The sequence below is a fragment of the Pseudomonas sp. Sample_22 genome (assembly GCF_004307635.1).
GTDB lineage: Bacteria > Pseudomonadota > Gammaproteobacteria > Pseudomonadales > Pseudomonadaceae > Aquipseudomonas.
Genome location: NZ_RCNY01000086.1, coordinates 79,990 through 95,591, shown reverse-complemented (window position 1 = coordinate 95,591; position 15,602 = coordinate 79,990). Strand labels below are relative to the sequence as shown.

Annotated in this window: 13 protein-coding genes; 9 read left to right on the top strand and 4 right to left on the bottom strand. The window is 60.0% G+C overall.

Going from position 1 to position 15,602, the window contains the following annotated elements; genetic code table 11:
- Positions 1 to 39 precede the first annotated feature (39 nt).
- From D8U73_RS24430 to D8U73_RS24415, 4 genes are all read right to left on the bottom strand, one after another.
- Entirely contained in the window at positions 40 to 1,014 is a 975-nt protein-coding gene (locus tag D8U73_RS24430) for a serine/threonine protein kinase (protein ID WP_056853578.1), read from the bottom strand.
- A 197-nt stretch (positions 1,015 to 1,211) separates the two neighbouring features.
- Positions 1,212 to 3,113 (bottom strand): PhoX family phosphatase, encoded by a 1,902-nt coding sequence (locus D8U73_RS24425; protein ID WP_130905985.1) that lies wholly within the window; start codon positions 3,111 to 3,113, stop codon positions 1,212 to 1,214.
- 66 nt (positions 3,114 to 3,179) lie between these two features.
- The gene (locus D8U73_RS24420) at positions 3,180 to 3,944 is read right to left on the bottom strand and encodes a TOBE domain-containing protein (RefSeq protein ID WP_056853576.1); all 765 of its coding nucleotides are present in this window, start codon (positions 3,942 to 3,944) and stop codon (positions 3,180 to 3,182) included.
- 62 nt (positions 3,945 to 4,006) lie between these two features.
- The gene (locus D8U73_RS24415; RefSeq protein WP_130905984.1) at positions 4,007 to 4,747 is read right to left on the bottom strand and encodes a ComF family protein; all 741 of its coding nucleotides are present in this window, start codon (positions 4,745 to 4,747) and stop codon (positions 4,007 to 4,009) included.
- A 91-nt stretch (positions 4,748 to 4,838) separates the two neighbouring features.
- Between D8U73_RS24415 and bioB the strand changes: the two genes are divergently transcribed.
- The 9 genes from bioB to D8U73_RS24365 all read left to right on the top strand — a co-directional run bounded on the left by bioB (position 4,839) and on the right by D8U73_RS24365 (position 15,337).
- Positions 4,839 to 5,894 carry a biotin synthase BioB gene (gene bioB, locus D8U73_RS24410; RefSeq protein ID WP_056853574.1) on the top strand — a complete coding sequence of 352 codons (1,056 nt, stop codon included), beginning with the start codon at positions 4,839 to 4,841 and terminating at the stop codon, positions 5,892 to 5,894.
- A 175-nt stretch (positions 5,895 to 6,069) separates the two neighbouring features.
- The gene (gene bioF, locus D8U73_RS24400) at positions 6,070 to 7,248 is read left to right on the top strand and encodes an 8-amino-7-oxononanoate synthase (protein ID WP_130905983.1); all 1,179 of its coding nucleotides are present in this window, start codon (positions 6,070 to 6,072) and stop codon (positions 7,246 to 7,248) included.
- Positions 7,241 to 7,972, top strand: a complete 732-nt coding sequence (locus D8U73_RS24395) for an alpha/beta fold hydrolase (RefSeq protein ID WP_130905982.1) — start codon at positions 7,241 to 7,243, stop codon at positions 7,970 to 7,972. The genes bioF and D8U73_RS24395 overlap by 8 nt, the downstream gene beginning before the upstream one ends.
- A complete protein-coding gene (gene bioC / locus D8U73_RS24390; protein ID WP_130905981.1) occupies positions 7,965 to 8,777 on the top strand; it encodes a malonyl-ACP O-methyltransferase BioC in 813 nt (270 codons plus the stop codon). The genes D8U73_RS24395 and bioC overlap by 8 nt, the downstream gene beginning before the upstream one ends.
- Positions 8,774 to 9,454 carry a dethiobiotin synthase gene (gene bioD / locus D8U73_RS24385; RefSeq protein WP_130905980.1) on the top strand — a complete coding sequence of 227 codons (681 nt, stop codon included), beginning with the start codon at positions 8,774 to 8,776 and terminating at the stop codon, positions 9,452 to 9,454. The genes bioC and bioD overlap by 4 nt, the downstream gene beginning before the upstream one ends.
- A 107-nt stretch (positions 9,455 to 9,561) precedes the next feature.
- A complete protein-coding gene (locus D8U73_RS24380) occupies positions 9,562 to 9,858 on the top strand; it encodes a pyrroloquinoline quinone biosynthesis protein PqqE (protein WP_130905979.1) in 297 nt (98 codons plus the stop codon).
- A 278-nt stretch (positions 9,859 to 10,136) separates the two neighbouring features.
- Complete coding sequence (locus D8U73_RS24375) at positions 10,137 to 11,942, top strand: phenylacyl-CoA dehydrogenase (RefSeq protein ID WP_056853568.1); 1,806 nt, start codon at positions 10,137 to 10,139, stop codon at positions 11,940 to 11,942.
- A 219-nt stretch (positions 11,943 to 12,161) separates the two neighbouring features.
- Positions 12,162 to 13,454, top strand: coding sequence for a GGDEF domain-containing protein (locus D8U73_RS24370; protein ID WP_056853567.1), 1,293 nt, complete (start codon positions 12,162 to 12,164; stop codon positions 13,452 to 13,454).
- A gap of 86 nt (positions 13,455 to 13,540) precedes the next feature.
- The gene (locus tag D8U73_RS24365; protein ID WP_056853566.1) at positions 13,541 to 15,337 is read left to right on the top strand and encodes an acyl-CoA dehydrogenase C-terminal domain-containing protein; all 1,797 of its coding nucleotides are present in this window, start codon (positions 13,541 to 13,543) and stop codon (positions 15,335 to 15,337) included.
- The last annotated feature ends 265 nt before the right edge of the window (positions 15,338 to 15,602 follow it).

Sequence of the window (15,602 nt, the reverse complement as noted above, 5' to 3'; positions counted from 1 at the left end):
GTTTTCGTTCTTCGCGGGCAAGCCTCGCTCCTACAGGGGTTAGAACAACTTCAGGGGTTCTTCGTTGAGCGCGGCCAACTGCTCACGCAACGCCAACACCTGATCGCCCCAATAGCGTTCGCTGCCGAACCACGGAAAACTGCGCGGAAAGGCCGGGTCGTCCCAGCGGCGGGCAAGCCAGGCGCTGTAGTGCATCAGGCGCAGGGCACGCAAGGGTTCGATCAGCGCCAGCTCCCGCGGGTCGAAGTCGTGGAATTCGTTGTAGCCGTCCATCAATTCCGACAGTTGCCCCAGGCAATCCTGCCGATCACCCGCCAGCATCATCCAGATGTCCTGGACCGCCGGACCCATGCGACAGTCGTCGAGATCGACGATATGGAACATTTCGTCGCGGCACATCATGTTGCCGGGGTGACAGTCGCCGTGCATGCGGATGTTCTGGTGCGGTGTGTTGCTGTAGGCATCTTCCACACGCTTGAGCAGATCGCGGGCGACGGACTCGTAGGCCGGGAGCAAACTGCGCGGGATGAAATTGCCTTCGAGCAAGGTTGCCAGTGAGTCATGGCCGAAGTTCTTGACTGCCAGGGCTTCGCGATGCTCGAACGGCTTGGTCGAACCCACTGCATGCAAGCGCCCGAGCAGTTGCCCCAGGCGATACAACTGATCGAGGTTGCCCGGCTCCGGCGCACGACCACCGCGGCGAGGGAACAGGGTGAAGCGAAAGCCTTTGTGTTCGTGCAGCGTTTCACCGTTGTGGATCAGCGGCGCAACCACGGGTACATCAACCCCGGCAAGTTCGAAGGTGAACTGGTGTTCCTCCAGAATCGCTTCGTTGCTCCAGCGCTGCGGACGATAGAACTTGGCGATCAGCGGCTCGCAGTCTTCGATGCCGACTTGATAGACACGATTCTCGTAGCTGTTGAGCGCCAGGATGCGCGCGTCGCTGAGGAAGCCGATGCTCTCGACGGCATCGAGCACGAGGTCTGGGGTGAGGGTTTCAAACGGGTGGGCCATGCTGACTCCTGCGCGCAGCAGGCTGCTGCGTCCGGCCAGGCATGGTAGCGCAGACGGGGCTGCTTTAGGGGGATCGTTCCCACGCTCTGCGTGGGAATGCAGCCAGGGACGCCCTGCGTCCCAAAAGCCGAACGCGGAGCGTCCGTTGAGCCATTCCCATGCAGAGCGTAGGAACGATCAGTGGCGGACGATCCAAATCAGGCGCCGACAATCCCGCCATCTTCCCGGCTGATCGCTATCACCGAAGACCGCGGCTTGCCATTGGGCAAATGCTCGGGGAAGGTCGAACCGCCGTTTTCACCCGGATGCTGGATTCCGACAAACAGGGTTTTTTGATCGGGTGAGAAACTGATCCCCGTCACTTCACAGCCAATCGGTCCGACCATGAAACGACGAATTTCCCCGCTCACCGGATCGGCGCAGAGCATCTGGTTGTTGCCCATGCCGGCGAAATCTCCGGCGTTGCTGGCATCGCCATCGGTTTGAATCCACAACCGCCCGGCATCATCGAACGCCAGACCGTCGGGGCTGTTGAACATGTTCTGCGGGGTGATGTTCGACGAGCCACCCTTTGGTGTTCCCGCGTGTACTTGCGGGTTGCCGGCCACCACAAAAAGATCCCAGGCAAAGGTTTTCGAACCGTGATCATCACGATCGGTGCGCCAGCGCAGAATTTGCCCGTAGACGTTTTTCTCCCGCGGGTTTGGTCCGCCCACCGGTTGCCCGTCTTCACCGCGTTTGGCGTTGTTGGTCAGCGTGCAGTAGACCTGGCCATCCTTGGGACTGACCACGATCCATTCCGGGCGGTCCATGCGCGTGGCTTTCACGACGCTTGCCGCCAGACGCACATTGATCAACACCTCGGCTTGATCGGCAAAACCACTGCCGGCATCGATGCCGTTCTTGCCGTGGGTCAACTCGATCCATTCACCCTGGCCTTTGGGATGATCGGCATTGCCGTCACCGGCGTCGAACCGTGCCACGTACAAGGTGCCGTGATCGAGCAGGTCGCGGTTGGCCTTGGGATTCTGGAGGTTGATTTTGTCGCGGCTGACGAATTTGTAGATGAATTCGCCGCGCTCATCGTCGCCCATGTAAACCACGGCATGCCCGTCACGGGTTTGTGTGAGGGCGGCGTTTTCGTGTTTGAAGCGCCCCAGCGCGGTGCGCTTGACCGGGGTCGATTGCGGGTCGAACGGATCAATCTCGACCACCCAGCCATGTCGGTTGAGTTCGTTGGGATTTTTCGCCAGGTCGAAACGCGAATCGTGTTGATGCCAGTTGATCTCTTTGCTGGAGACCACCGCGCCATAGCGTTTCTGCGCGGCGTCGAATTTCTGTTCGGCATTGGTGCTGCCGAAGCAATCGGTGAAGTTCTCTTCGCAGGTCAGGTAAGTGCCCCACGGTGTCTGGCCGTTGGCGCAATTCTGGAACGTTCCGAGGACGGTTTTACCCTGCGGATCGGCACTGGTTTTCAGCAAGTCATGTCCGGCGGCGGGGCCGCTCAGCCTGATCGGTGAATTGCCATGGATGCGTCGGTTGTAACGTGAATCCTGAACGAATTGCCAGTGGCCGTCCTTGCGTTGCACTTCAATCACCGACACGCCTTCGCAAGCCAGGGCTTTGCGCACGTCTTGCGCCGATTGCGGCATGCCGCCCTGGGGGTAAAGGTAGCGATAGTTGGTGTATTCGTTGTTGATCGCCATCAGCGCGCGATGGTCGTCCCCGGGAAAGGCGAACAGGCTCATGCCGTCGTTGTTGTCGCCGAACTGGACTTCCTGCTGCTCGGCGCTGCCATTGCCGCTCGGATCGAATGCCGGACCGTTTTTGTGCAGGGGCTGGCCCCAACTGATCAACACCGAAGATTTGTAGCCTGGCGGCAGGCTGATGCTGTCGGCGGTGGCGGCGGGAATGCTCTCGAACCCCAGCAGCTTGCTGTTGCCGGCGCTGACACTGGCGGCCAGCACGCTGCGGCTCAACAAGTTACCACCGAGGAACATGGCGGCGCCGCACAAGGCTCCCGCGCTGATGAACCCGCGACGGCTGAGGCCGACCATTTGTTCGAGGTCGGTGGGTTGGTTGTCTTCTAATAGGCTCACATCAGGCTCCCTGCGGTTTTTGCAGTCACCTTAGTGATCAGTGATGAAGGTTTTGTTGCAGCGCGTTTACAAAGGAGTGCCCAGCAGAACCCGGGACGGTGAAAACTCGACGCGCACGGGCGTGCCGTTGCCAAGTCCCTGGGACTGCAAATGCCCGGGTTCGGCCAAGGCACACAGGGTCAAGCCGTTGGGCAGGGAGATACGTACTTCACTGGGGCCGTCGTCTGCATCAAGGATCTTGTCGATAATGCCGTTCAAGCAATTGTTGCCTGGCGTTTCGCCAGAGTCGATCGCCATCAGATCAAGCCAACCGGCCTTGATCAACGCGACGACTTCGGTACCGATTTGCAGCTCCAGTCGTTCGGTACTGTCGTGGGTGATTTGTGCTTCGATGACCAGGTGTTCAGCCATTGCCAGGCGAATCAGGTCGTTTCGCCCCTGCGGCTCGATTGCGGCGACCGTACCATGCAGTTGGTTGCGCGCACTGGTGCGCAACATCAGGCGACCGAGCAGGTCCAGGTCGCTGGCGTCTTCAGCAGCTTCCAGCACCTGAGCCTGTAACGCCTGCAATTTCTGATACAGGCGCAATACCCGCTCGCCCTCGCTGGACAGTTTGGCGCCGCCACCGCCCTTGCCACCGACACTGCGCTCCACCAACGGCTTTTGCGCGAGGTTGTTCAGCTCATCGATGGCATCCCAGGCTGCCTTGTAGCTCAGCCCCGCGCTTTTTGCGGCACGGGTGATCGAACCCTGTTCAGCGATGTGTTGCAGCAGGGCGATGCGCTGCGGACGGCGGACAATGTGCTGGGACAACAAACTGGGCAAGGACATGGCAGACGCTTTGGGTTGTGACGATGGAAAGGACGTTGGCTGCTAAGTGCGAACGAGTCAAGTCAAGGCGCGTCCCCCGGTTTGGGCGTGCGGGCCAGGCAATAGACATCGACCCGTGCGGCACCGGCGTCCATCAGCAGACGAGCCAATGCTTGTGCAGTGGCGCCGGTTGTCAGCACGTCGTCCACCAAAGCCAAGTGACGGCCCTTCACCGATGCGTCGGGCACCAGAGCGAATGCGCGGCGCAAATTGTTCTTGCGCGCCGCTGCATTCAATTCCTGTTGGGCACTGGTGTCTTGAGGCCTCGACAGCAGCCGCTCGTCGGAAGGTAAGCCGAGGTGAGCGCTTAACCAGCGGGCGAGCATCGCCGCCTGATTGAACCCGCGTTGGCGCAAGCGTTTGGGCGCCAGTGGCACCGGAACCAATGCATCGGGAACCGGCAGATCATCGGCGAAACGATGTTGCAGCGCCTGGGTGAGCAGTTCGGCGAGCAAGTGGCCAAACGGCCACTTGGCGCTGTGCTTGAAACGGGTAATCAGGCTGTCTACTGGAAAACTGTAGGTCCATGGCGCAACGACTTTTTCGAAGGCCGGTGGCTGTTTCAGGCATTGGCCGCACGTCAGGCCGGCCGCGGGCAACGGCAGTGCGCAACTCAGGCAGTGATCGCCGAGCCAGGGCAAGTCGGTTTCGCAGGCCATGCAGATGGGCGCGGCCCCATCGGCCAATTCATCACACAACAAACAAAATTGTTTGTTTTTTAACCAGATGTAAACCTGTCTTTCGTATCGTGGTTGACAGCGCATTGCTCTTCCTTAAATATGCCGAACATCCGTGTTGCGCCTGTGGGTATTCCGTCCCCAGTCGCTTGCCCAGCATAAAACAAAGGAAACGCCCATGAGCGCCAGCACCACTGCCACCCTGCGTCATGACTGGACTTTGGCCGAAGTCAAAGCACTCTTCGTTCAACCCTTCAATGACCTGCTGTTCCAGGCGCAGACGGTGCACCGCGCGCATTTCGACGCCAATCGCGTCCAGGTGTCGACCCTGTTGTCGATCAAGACCGGTGCCTGCCCGGAAGATTGCAAATATTGTCCACAGTCCGGTCACTACAACACCGGCCTGGAAAAAGAAAAACTGATGGAAGTGCAGAAGGTCCTCGAAGAGGCCGCCCGCGCCAAAGCCATCGGCTCGACCCGCTTTTGCATGGGCGCCGCGTGGAAACATCCATCGGCCAAAGACATGCCTTACGTATTGAAAATGGTCGAAGGCGTGAAAGCGCTGGGTCTGGAAACCTGCATGACCCTGGGTCGCCTCGATCAGGAGCAGACCGAAGCGCTGGCCAAGGCCGGTCTGGATTACTACAACCACAACCTCGATACATCCCCCGAGTTCTACGGCAGCATCATCACCACCCGCACCTACAGCGAGCGCCTGCAAACCCTGGCCTACGTGCGTGATTCAGGGATGAAGATCTGCTCGGGCGGCATCCTCGGCATGGGTGAGTCCCTCGATGATCGCGCCAACCTGCTGATCCAGTTGGCCAACCTGCCGGAGCATCCGGAATCGGTGCCGATCAACATGCTGGTGAAAGTCGCCGGTACACCACTGGAAAACGCCGAGGACATCGACCCGTTCGACTTCATCCGTATGCTCGCGGTTGCGCGGATCCTGATGCCGCAATCCCACGTGCGCCTGTCCGCCGGCCGCGAAGCGATGAACGAGCAGATGCAGGCCCTGGCGTTCTTCGCCGGCGCCAACTCGATTTTCTACGGTGAAAAACTGCTGACCACCGCCAACCCGCAGGCCGACAAAGACATGCAGCTGTTCTCGCGTCTGGGCATCCTGCCGGAAGCCCGCGAAGAGCACGCTGACGAAGTGCATCAGGCGGCGATCGAACAGGCATTGGTGGAGCAGAAGAGCAGCGAGCAGTTCTATAACGCGGCGGTTTAAGCGCTACGCAATTTTGATTGGCTGGAATGCTGAACCCTGTGGGAGCGGGCTTGTCCGCGATCGCGCAGTCACATTCAAAAAGGATGTCGACTGGAAGATCGCTATCGCGGGCAAGCCCGCTCCCACAGGGTCTGTGTTCACCCTAATATTGGTGCTTTGATTGCCCGAGGCCTGCATGTCTTTCGATCTCGCCGCACGCCTGGCTGCCCGTCGTGCCGAAAACCTCTATCGCCAGCGTCCGCTGCTCGAAAGCCCGCAAGGCCCGCAAGTGGTGGTCGATGGCCAACCGCTGCTGGCGTTCTGTAACAACGATTACCTGGGCCTGGCCAATCACCCGCAAGTGATCGAAGCCTGGCGCGCCGGCGCCTTGAAATGGGGCGTCGGCGGCGGAGCATCGCACCTGGTCATCGGCCACAGTGGCCCGCATCACGCGCTGGAAGAAGCACTCGCCGATCTGACCGGTCGCCCACGCGCATTGCTGTTCACCACCGGTTACATGGCCAACCTTGGCGCGGTGACCGCGCTGGTGGGGCAGGGGGACACGGTGCTGGAAGACCGACTCAACCATGCTTCATTACTGGACGCGGGACTGTTGTCGGGCGCACGGTTCAGCCGTTACCTGCATAACGATGCCGCGAGCCTGGCTACTCGGCTTGAGAAAGCCAGCGGCAATACCCTGGTGGTCACCGATGGCGTGTTCAGCATGGACGGCGACATCGCCGACCTGCCCGCGCTGGCCCGGCAAGCCAAGGCCAAGGGCGCATGGTTGATGGTCGATGATGCGCATGGTTTCGGTCCGCTAGGCGCCAATGGCGGCGGCATCGTCGAGCATTTCGGCCTGAGTATGGAAGAAGTGCCGGTACTGGTCGGCACCCTCGGCAAGGCATTCGGCACGGCGGGGGCATTTGTCGCCGGCAGTGAAGAGCTGATCGAAAGCCTGATTCAGTTTGCCCGCCCCTACATTTACACCACCAGCCAGCCGCCCGCACTGGCCTGCGCCACACTCAAAAGTCTTGAACTGTTGCGCAGCGAACATTGGCGCCGTGAGCATCTGCAAGCGCTGATCCGCCAGTTCCGTCAAGGCGCCGAGCAGATTGGCCTGCAGCTGATGGACAGTTTCACACCGATCCAGCCGATCATGATCGGCGACACCGCCAGGGCGGTGCGTTTGTCGCAGATGTTGCGCGAGCGCGGGCTGATGGTGACCGCCATTCGTCCACCGACCGTGCCCGCCGGCAGCGCCCGTTTGCGTGTGACCCTGAGCGCCGCCCATAGCGAGTCGCAAGTGCAGCTATTGTTAGAAGGACTGGCCGATTGTTTCGAACAACTGGGACCGGAGCCAAGCCATGCGTGATCGACTGATTCTGCTGCCTGGCTGGGGCCTTGGCGTTTCGCCGCTGGAGCCGCTGGCGGCCGCCTTGCAAGGCCTGGATGAACATCTGCGGGTGGAAATCGAGCCACTGCCGGAGCTGGTTTCCAGCGACCTTGAAGAATGGCTCGATGAACTCGACTCGATGTTGCCCCAGGATGCCTGGCTTGGCGGCTGGTCCCTGGGAGGCATGCTCGCCTCCGAATTGGCGGCGCGTCGTGGTGATCGTTGTTGTGGTCTGCTGACGCTGGCGAGCAACCCTTGTTTTGTCGCCCATGACCAATGGCCGAGCGCGATGCCCGGTGAAACCTTCGATGCGTTTCTGGCAGGTTGCAGGGCGGACCCGCGCACGACATTGAAACGCTTTTCGCTGCTTTGCGCCCAAGGTGCCCAAGACCCGCGCGGTTTGTCGCGGCTGCTGCTCGGCGGCGCGCCACATACGGCGGCCTCGGTGTTGCTGAGCGGTCTGGAAGTGCTTGCGCAGCTCGATACCCGCCACGCCTTGCAGGCCTTTCGCGGCCCGCAGCTGCATCTGTTTGCTGGCCTTGATGGTCTGGTTCCCGCTGAGGCGGCAGGCGAGCTGTTCGCGTTAACCCCGGATATCGAAATCGGTCTGATTGAACAGGCCGGCCACGCGTTTCTTCTGGAAGACCCCCACGGTGTGGCGGGGGCGATCCAGGCCTTTTTGCATGAGTCCGGCGATGACTGATTTATCCCTTCCCAACCTGCCCGGCGGCTTGCCCGACAAACGCCAGGTTGCGGCTTCTTTTTCCCGCGCCGCGGCGAGCTACGACAGCGTGGCCGAGTTGCAGCGAGAGGTAGGCAATCAATTGCTGGGCCGGTTACCGGCGTCGTTCACTGCGCAGCGATGGCTGGACCTTGGCTGTGGCACCGGGCATTTCAGTCGTGCATTGGGCGAACGCTTCCCGCTCGGTCACGGGGTGGCGCTGGACATCGCCGAGGGCATGCTCAATCACGCCCGGCCCTTGGGCGGTGCTGCGCATTTCATCGCGGGCGACGCCGAGCGCCTGCCATTGCGCGATGCCACTTGCGATCTGATCTTTTCCAGCCTGGCCGTGCAGTGGTGTGCGGACTTCACCTCGGTACTCAGCGAGGCTTACCGCGTACTGAAGCCGGGCGGTGTTTTCGCATTTGCTAGTCTGTGCGTGGGTACGTTGTACGAGTTACGCGACAGCTGGCGTCAGGTCGATGGCATGGTGCATGTCAACCGCTTCCGCGAATTCGCTGTTTATCAACAGCTGTGTGCGGCCAGCGGCTTGCAGCCGCTCACGCTGGAAACCCGAGCGCATGTATTGCATTACCCGGACGTGCGCAGCCTGACCCATGAACTCAAGGCCCTGGGCGCGCACAACCTCAATCCCGGGCGCCCTGGCGGTTTGACGGGACGGGCGCGGATACTGGGGCTGGTCGAGGCTTATGAGCAGTTTCGTCAGGCCGAGGGCCTGCCGGCGACTTATCAAGTGGTGTACGCCGTTTTGGAGAAACCCTTATGAGCGCAGCCTATTTCATCACCGGTACCGACACCGATGTCGGCAAAACCACGGTGGCCGCAGGTCTGTTGCATGCCGCTCGAACTGCCGGCCTGAGCACCGCAGCCGGTAAACCGGTGGCCTCCGGTTGCACCGTGACGCCCAAGGGGCTGCGTAACGCCGATGCGCTGGCATTGTTGGCGGAATGTTCGCTGCCGTTGACTTATCCCCAGGTCAATCCGGTGGCGCTGGAACCGGCCATTGCCCCGCACCTGGCCGCCCGCGAGGCGGGCATCGCGCTGACCGTGCAATCGCTGGCGGCGCCGATGCGGCAGATTCTCGATATGCAGGCCGACTTCACCTTGATCGAAGGCGCCGGTGGGTGGCGCGTGCCATTGGCGGATCAGGACAACCTGTCGGATCTGGCGATGGCATTGGGTCTGCCCGTGATCCTGGTGGTCGGCGTGCGCCTGGGCTGCATCAACCATGCGCTGCTCACGGCAGAAGCGATTGCCCGGGACGGTTTGCAACTGGCGGGCTGGGTGGCCAACATCATCGACCCGAAGACTTCGCGCCTGGAGGAAAACCTCGCGACCCTGGCCGAGCGCATACCGGCGCCTTGCCTGGGACGGGTGCCCAAGCTCAAGCTGGTGACGGCCGAAGCCGTGGCGGAACATCTCCAACTGGACCTGCTGGACTAGAATTTGCCTATGACAAGGCACAGTGCCATTAGGGTTTTTGTCGGGCGTTTTCTGCGCAGGTCTGCTTCAATGTGTGTTGGTAATCCTTTGCAAGGACGAGTTCTCCCATGGAAATCTCAGGTAACAGCGCTTTTTATGCCGGTCTGAGCACTATTCAGACAGGGCAGAACCGTGTCGATCAAGCCGCGGGCCAGATCGCCAACAACACCGTCGAACGTGCGGTCACCAGCCAATCCTCGGATGCCCAGGTCGATCGCCTGCGTTCTGTCGACCGCAGTCAGCAATCGGACCTGGCCAGCAACATGGCCGAGATGTCTCAGGGCAAATTTCAGGTTGAACTGGGCGCCAAGGTCGCCAAGGCATCCGATGAAGTGCTTGGAACGTTGATCGATACGTTCGCCTGATCTCCTGCTGAATCAGCACTGCCAACGCCGCGATATTTCGCGGCGTTTTTCTGCGTAAGTCCTTCTCCCTAAACTAATCTTTCCTTCACTGGCGTGCTGCTGTAGCGGCGGCGCTGCGCAGCCTGTATGCCGGCTATTTCCTTAAGGGATGACGAACGGCAAAAGATCGACGCTTGACAAGATTTAGGCGTAAACGTATGTTTCAAACAACTGTTTGACCGTCACAACAAATCAACACGGTCGTTCATTCCCGGTTACATCAGCAGAGGTTTATCGCTATGCCTGACTACAAGGCCCCCTTGCGTGATATTCGCTTCGTACGTGACGAACTGCTCGGCTACGAAGCGCACTATCAGAGCCTTCCGGCTTGCGCGGACGCAACTCCGGACATGGTTGACGCCATTCTCGAAGAAGGCGCCAAGTTTTGTGAGCAGGTACTGGCTCCGCTGAACCGTGTGGGTGATACCGAAGGCTGCACCTGGAGCGAGTCCGGCGTTAAGACCCCGACTGGCTTCAAAGAGGCCTACAAGCAATTTGTCGAAGGCGGCTGGCCAAGCCTGGCCCATGACGTAGAACACGGCGGCCAGGGCCTGCCGGAATCTCTGGGTCTGGCTGTCAGCGAAATGGTTGGCGAGGCCAACTGGTCGTGGGGCATGTACCCGGGCCTGTCGCACGGTGCGATGAACACCATCTCCGAGCACGGCACCCCAGAGCAGCAAGAGGCCTACCTGACCAAACTGGTTTCCGGCGAGTGGACCGGCACCATGTGCCTGACCGAACCGCACTGTGGCACCGACCTGGGCATGCTGCGCACCAAGGCCGAACCTCAGGCCGACGGTTCCTACAAAGTCTCCGGCACCAAGATCTTCATCTCGGCCGGTGAACACGACATGGCCGACAACATCGTCCACATCGTGCTGGCCCGCCTGCCGGATGCTCCGGCTGGCACCAAAGGCATCTCGCTGTTCATCGTGCCGAAATTCCTGCCGAACGCAGACGGTTCGATCGGTGCGCGTAACGCCGTGTCCTGTGGTTCCCTGGAACACAAGATGGGCATCCATGGCAACGCCACTTGCGTGATGAACTTCGACGCGGCCACCGGTTACCTGATCGGCCCGGCGAACAAAGGCCTGAACTGCATGTTCACCTTCATGAACACCGCACGCCTGGGCACTGCGCTGCAAGGTCTGGCACACGCCGAGATCGGCTTCCAGGGCGGTCTGAAATATGCTCGCGACCGTCTGCAAATGCGCTCGCTGACTGGCCCGAAAGCGCCGGACAAAGCCGCTGACCCGATCATCGTCCACCCAGACGTACGCCGCATGCTGTTGACCATGAAGGCGTTCGCCGAAGGCAACCGTGCGATGGTTTACTTCACGGCCAAACAGGTCGACATCGTCAAGTATGGCGTGGACGAAGAAGAGAAGAAGAAAGCCGACGCACTGCTGGCCTTCATGACTCCAATCGCCAAGGCCTTCATGACCGAAGTCGGTTTCGAGTCGGCCAACCACGGCGTGCAGATCTACGGCGGCCACGGTTTCATCGCTGAGTGGGGCATGGAGCAGAACGTTCGCGACAGCCGCATTTCGATGCTGTACGAAGGCACCACCGGTATCCAGGCCCTCGACCTGCTGGGTCGTAAAGTGCTGATGACCCAAGGCGAAGCCCTGAAAGGCTTCACCAAGATCGTCCACAAGTTCTGCCAGACCAACGAAGGCAACGAAGCGGTTCAAGAGTTCGTCGCTCCGCTGGCTGCACTGAACAAGGAATGGGGCGAGCTGACCATGAAGGTCGGTATGGCTGCCATGAAAGATCGCGAAGAAGTCGGCGCGGCCTCCGTGGACTACCTGATGTACTCCGGTTACGCCTGCCTGGCCTACTTCTGGGCGGACATGGCGCGCCTGGCTGCGGAAAAACTGGCTGCCGGCACTTCCGAAGAGGCGTTCTACACCGCCAAGCTGCAGACCGCGCGTTTCTACTTCCAGCGCATCCTGCCGCGTACCCGCACTCACGTTGCAACCATGCTCTCGGGTGCCAACAACCTGATGGACATGAAAGAAGAGAACTTCGACCTGGGTTACTAAGGCTTAAGGCAGTTCTGCAAAAACCGCTGCTCCTTCGGGATCAGCGGTTTTTTTTGCATTGGCGTGCGCCCACGAGACTTCTCCTTGCATCACTGGTGATCGCGATGCCGCCAACTCCATTGAAAATACCTCAGTAAAACGCTCAGCAAATCGGGGTTTCTGCCGTTACAGTAGTGGGCACAATGCCATTTATTGATATGACGGGTCGGAGCTTTACCCTTGCCGCGTTCTTCCGCTGTACGTTTCAGTCATTTCCTACCGTCATTGCTGCTTTTGCTGGCGGGCCTTGCGGCTGCGTACGTCAAGGACCTGAACGTTTTCTTCACCTCACTGTTCAACGTACTGCCAACCCTGGTTCTGCTGCTGGGCGGTGCATATTGCGCGGTCTACCGACGCCAGCGTGAACTGTTTCTGATGGTCACGGTGTACATCGCCTATTTCCTGCTCGACACCCAGACTGATTACTACCGCGACAACGGCAAGGTGCGTGAAGACGCAGCCGTGGTTTTTCATCTGTGTTGTTTGTTGTTGCCGTTGCTGTTCGGCGTGTTTGCGGCGTGGCAAGAACGAACACATTTGTTTCAGGACATGGTCGCGCGTTTTGCCGTGTTGCTGGCGGTCGGCAGCGTGGCATTGGGGCTCGAGCAGAGTTACCCGCAGGCGCTGCTGATCTGGTTGTCGGAGATTCGCTGGCCGGCCTTGCACGGTGCGTGGATGAGCCTGATCCAGCTGTCCTATCCAGTGTTCATCGCATCGTTTGTGCTGCTGGCATACCAATACTGGCGCAACCCGAGGCCGCTTCACGCCGCACAGCTTGTGGGTTTGCTCGGATTATTCTGGATGTTGCCGAAAACCTTCATTCTGCCGTTTACCCTCAACATCATGTGCAGCCAGGTGATGCTGATGATCGCCGCTGCCGTTGCGCACGAAGCCTATCAAATGGCATTCCGCGATGAGCTGACCGGGTTGCCGGGGCGTCGTGCGTTGAATGAACGCATGCAGCGGTTGGGGCGCAACTATGTGTTGGCCATGAGCGACGTCGACCATTTCAAGAAATTCAACGATACCCACGGCCATGATGTCGGCGATCAGGTGCTGCGATTGGTCGCCAGCAAGCTGTCGAAAATCGGTGGCGGCGGTAAGGCGTATCGCTACGGTGGCGAGGAATTCGCCCTGGTGTTTGCAGGCAAAACCCTCGAAGAATGCATGCCGCACCTGGAAGTCATCCGCGAATCCATCGCCACCTACAACATTCACCTGCGCAATCAGGACAGCCGCCCGCAAGATGACAACCAGGGGCGCCAACGCCGTGCAGGATCCGGTGCGTCGAGCGTGTCGGTGACCGTCAGTATCGGAGTCGCCGAGCGGATCGACCAGCGCACCCCGGAAGAGGTGCTCAAATCAGCCGACCAGGCGCTGTACAGCGCCAAGGGCGCGGGGCGCAACTGCGTGATGGCGTTCGGGCAGAACCGTCGTGGCGCCGTGCGCATGGACGCCGCTACGGTTGAGTGATGATGGCGCATTCAGCGTCTGCACTGTGATTGTGGGGCGTGGTCGACGGCAGTAGGTTGGAGAAATCTGCTGACGGAGAAATGACCATGCCTGAGTACAAAGCTCCCCTGCGCGACATGCGCTTTTTGATCGACCATGTCTTCGATTTTCACGGCAGCTACGCCGCATTGGGGGCTACCGATGCCAGCCCGGACATGGTGAGTGCGATCCTGGAAGAGGGCGCGAAGTTTTGTGAAAACGTGCTCTCCCCGCTCAACCGTAGCGGCGACGAAGAAGGCTGCCATTTCGACAATGGCAAGGTCACCACGCCTGCGGGGTTCAAGCAGGCTTTCGCTCAATATGTCGAGGGTGGCTGGCATGGTCTGGCGGCGGATCCGGCTTACGGCGGCCAGGGTTTGCCCAGCTCTCTGGGGCTGGTCATCAGTGAAATGGTCGGTTCGAGCAACACCTCATGGGGCATGTACCCGGGCCTGACCCACGGCGCCATGTCGGCAATCCATGCTCACGGCACTGAAGAACAGAAACAGACTTACTTGAGCAAACTTACCGCCGGCCAATGGACCGGCACCATGTGCCTGACCGAAGCTCATTGCGGCACCGATCTGGGCATCATCAAGACACGCGCCGTACCTCAGGCCGACGGCAGCTACGCAATCTCCGGCAGCAAGATTTTCATCTCCGCCGGCGAGCACGACATGAGCGACAACATCATTCACCTAGTGCTGGCGAAACTGCCGGATGCACCGGCCGGGACCAAAGGCATTTCGCTGTTTATCGTGCCCAAGTTTTTGCCCGATGCAGCGGGTGAAGCGGGCCAGCGCAACGGCGTCTCCTGTGGCTCGATCGAACACAAAATGGGCATCAAGGCCTCGGCCACCTGCGTGTTGAATTTCGATGGCGCCCAGGGTTTTTTGATCGGCGAACCGAACAAGGGCCTGAACTGCATGTTCACCATGATGAACCATGCGCGGCTGGGTACCGGCATGCAAGGCTTGTGTCTGGGCGAGGCAAGTTTCCAGGGCGCGATCAGGTACGCCAACGACCGTTTGCAGATGCGCTCGCTGACGGGACCCAAAGCGCCGGAGAAAGCCGCCGACCCAATTATCGTGCACCCCGATGTACGGCGGATGTTGCTGACCATGAAGGCTTTCAACGAAGGCAACCGCGCGCTGACCTACTTCACCGCACAATTGCTGGATGTCGCGCACCTGAGCGCGGATGAAACAGCGCGCCAGGACGCCGAAGACCTGTTGGCGTTCCTGACGCCTATCTGCAAGGCCTTCATGACCGACACCGGCCTGGAGGTGACCAATCACGGCATGCAGGTATTTGGCGGGCACGGTTTCATCCGTGAGTGGGGTATGGAACAACTGGTGCGTGATTGCCGCATCGCACCGATCTATGAAGGCACTAACGGTATTCAGGCGCTGGACCTGCTCGGGCGTAAGGTCCTCGGCAGCCAGGGCAAGCTACTGCGCGGCTTCACCAAAATCGTCCACAAATTCTGTGCGGCGAATGCCGCGCACCCGCAGTTGGCGGTTTATGTGGCCCAACTCAACGAACTGAACCGGCAGTGGGGCGAATTGACCACTCAGGTCGGCATGGCTGCGATGAAAAATCCGGACGAAGTCGGCGCGGCATCAGTGGATTATCTGATGTACAGCGGTTACATCATCCTCGGATACTTGTGGTTGCGGATGGCGTTGGTGGCGCAGGCACAATTGGAATCGGGCAGTGGCGATGCCGATTTCTGCCGGGGCAAACTGGCGACCAACGAGTTTTACTTCAAGCGACTGTTGCCACGCACTGCCGCGCACCGGGCAGCGATCGAGGCGGGCAGCGATTGCCTGATGAAGCTGCCGGCGGAGTTGTTTGCGCTCTGACGATCAGGCTTGAAAAGCTTCGCGGGCAAGCCTCGCTCCTACGGTTCTATGTCGTTCACGTGAATGCGTGCGACACGGCCTGTAGGAGCGAGGCTTGCCCGCGAATGCGTTCTGGCAGGCGAGAACTGTCTCAGCTGAAATGCTGGTGACCAAAAATAACAAAACAGTCACTGGCTGACCCTATGTGTCGCAAAAGTTGTTGGGTTACACTCGGACCCAACGAAAACACCACACCTACGAATTACCTGTTTAGATCTTGCGAGGT

Coding starts and splice junctions, on each gene's coding strand:
- bioF (WP_130905983.1), top strand. CDS start 6,070: ATGTCTTTCGATCTCGCCGCACGCCTGGCTGCCCGTCGTGCCGAAAAC.
- bioC (WP_130905981.1), top strand. CDS start 7,965: ATGACTGATTTATCCCTTCCCAACCTGCCCGGCGGCTTGCCCGACAAA.
- D8U73_RS24420 (WP_056853576.1), bottom strand. CDS start 3,944: ATGTCCTTGCCCAGTTTGTTGTCCCAGCACATTGTCCGCCGTCCGCAG.
- D8U73_RS24380 (WP_130905979.1), top strand. CDS start 9,562: ATGGAAATCTCAGGTAACAGCGCTTTTTATGCCGGTCTGAGCACTATT.
- bioB (WP_056853574.1), top strand. CDS start 4,839: ATGAGCGCCAGCACCACTGCCACCCTGCGTCATGACTGGACTTTGGCC.
- D8U73_RS24365 (WP_056853566.1), top strand. CDS start 13,541: ATGCCTGAGTACAAAGCTCCCCTGCGCGACATGCGCTTTTTGATCGAC.
- bioD (WP_130905980.1), top strand. CDS start 8,774: ATGAGCGCAGCCTATTTCATCACCGGTACCGACACCGATGTCGGCAAA.
- D8U73_RS24415 (WP_130905984.1), bottom strand. CDS start 4,747: ATGCGCTGTCAACCACGATACGAAAGACAGGTTTACATCTGGTTAAAA.
- D8U73_RS24375 (WP_056853568.1), top strand. CDS start 10,137: ATGCCTGACTACAAGGCCCCCTTGCGTGATATTCGCTTCGTACGTGAC.
- D8U73_RS24395 (WP_130905982.1), top strand. CDS start 7,241: ATGCGTGATCGACTGATTCTGCTGCCTGGCTGGGGCCTTGGCGTTTCG.
- D8U73_RS24430 (WP_056853578.1), bottom strand. CDS start 1,014: ATGGCCCACCCGTTTGAAACCCTCACCCCAGACCTCGTGCTCGATGCC.